Origin of the sequence: Campylobacter sp. JMF_04 NA10, from assembly GCF_027737655.1 — a bacterium.
GTDB lineage: Bacteria > Campylobacterota > Campylobacteria > Campylobacterales > Campylobacteraceae > Campylobacter_B.
On the sequence record NZ_JAOVTZ010000012.1, the window covers coordinates 1 to 1,834 of the forward strand.

The following is a 1,834-nucleotide window of genomic DNA, read 5'->3' on the forward strand; positions in this document are numbered from 1 at the left end:
TTTAATCTCTTTTTAAGCAACCCTTGAATATAATCCACTTTCCGTTTTTGAAATCTAACTTCTGTTATTTTCCAATGCGTGTTATTTTATTTATTATTGTCAAAAACTATCTTTTAGTCAATCTTTGAAATCTAAACAAGTGATCGATTGAGCCAAAGACAATTTTTATAATTGTCAAATTTAAAAGTTACAAACAATTAAGTTTTTAGATTAAAAACTTCATAAATTGAATTTAAAAGATAAAAAGTTTCTTTTTATCTTTGATACATTTTTTATGGAGAGTTTGATCCTGGCTCAGAGTGAACGCTGGCGGCGTGCCTAATACATGCAAGTCGAACGGACAAGTAAGAGCTTGCTCTTATGAGTTAGTGGCGCACGGGTGAGTAATGTATAGTTAATCTGCCCTACACTGGAGGACAACAGTTAGAAATGACTGCTAATACTCCATACTCCTTCTTAACACAAGTTAAGTCGGGAAAGTTTTTCGGTGTAGGATGAGACTATATTGTATCAGCTAGTTGGTAAGGTAATGGCTTACCAAGGCTATGACGCATAACTGGTCTGAGAGGATGATCAGTCACACTGGAACTGAGACACGGTCCAGACTCCTACGGGAGGCAGCAGTAGGGAATATTGCTCAATGGGGGAAACCCTGAAGCAGCAACGCCGCGTGGAGGATGACACTTTTCGGAGCGTAAACTCCTTTTGTTAGGGAAGAACACTGACGGTACCTAACGAATAAGCACCGGCTAACTCCGTGCCAGCAGCCGCGGTAATACGGAGGGTGCAAGCGTTACTCGGAATCACTGGGCGTAAAGGACGCGTAGGCGGATTATCAAGTCTCTTGTGAAATCTAACGGCTTAACCGTTAAACTGCTTGGGAAACTGGTAATCTAGAGTAAGGGAGAGGTAGATGGAATTCTTGGTGTAGGGGTAAAATCCGTAGAGATCAAGAAGAATACCCATTGCGAAGGCGATCTACTGGAACTTAACTGACGCTAATGCGTGAAAGCGTGGGGAGCAAACAGGATTAGATACCCTGGTAGTCCACGCCCTAAACGATGTATACTGGTTGTTGCTATGCTAGTCATGGCAGTAATCCACCTAACGGATTAAGTATACCGCCTGGGGAGTACGGTCGCAAGATTAAAACTCAAAGGAATAGACGGGGACCCGCACAAGCGGTGGAGCATGTGGTTTAATTCGAAGATACGCGAAGAACCTTACCTAGGCTTGATATCCAACAAATCTCTTAGAGATAAGAGAGTGCTAGCTTGCTAGAATGTTGAGACAGGTGCTGCACGGCTGTCGTCAGCTCGTGTCGTGAGATGTTGGGTTAAGTCCCGCAACGAGCGCAACCCACGTATTTAGTTGCTAACGGTTCGGCCGAGCACTCTAAATAGACTGCCTTCGTAAGGAGGAGGAAGGTGTGGACGACGTCAAGTCATCATGGCCCTTATGCCTAGGGCGACACACGTGCTACAATGGCATATACAATGAGACGCAATATCGCGAGATGGAGCAAATCTATAAAATATGTCCCAGTTCGGATTGTTCTCTGCAACTCGAGAGCATGAAGCCGGAATCGCTAGTAATCGTAGATCAGCCATGCTACGGTGAATACGTTCCCGGGTCTTGTACTCACCGCCCGTCACACCATGGGAGTTGATTTCACTCGAAGCCGGAATGCTAAACTAGCTACCGTCCACAGTGGAATCAGCGACTGGGGTGAAGTCGTAACAAGGTAACCGTAGGAGAACCTGCGGTTGGATCACCTCCTTTCTAGAGTACAAATGAATATTCTCTCACAAGATATTCATCATAAACTCAATCG

Annotated in this window: 1 rRNA gene; it reads left to right on the forward strand. The window is 44.4% G+C overall.

Features of this window, described 5'->3' with window-relative positions:
• Positions 1-271 precede the first annotated feature (271 nt).
• Positions 272-1,782: ribosomal RNA gene (locus OFO12_RS08055) — 16S ribosomal RNA — on the forward strand.
• Positions 1,783-1,834: the final 52 nt, after the last annotated feature.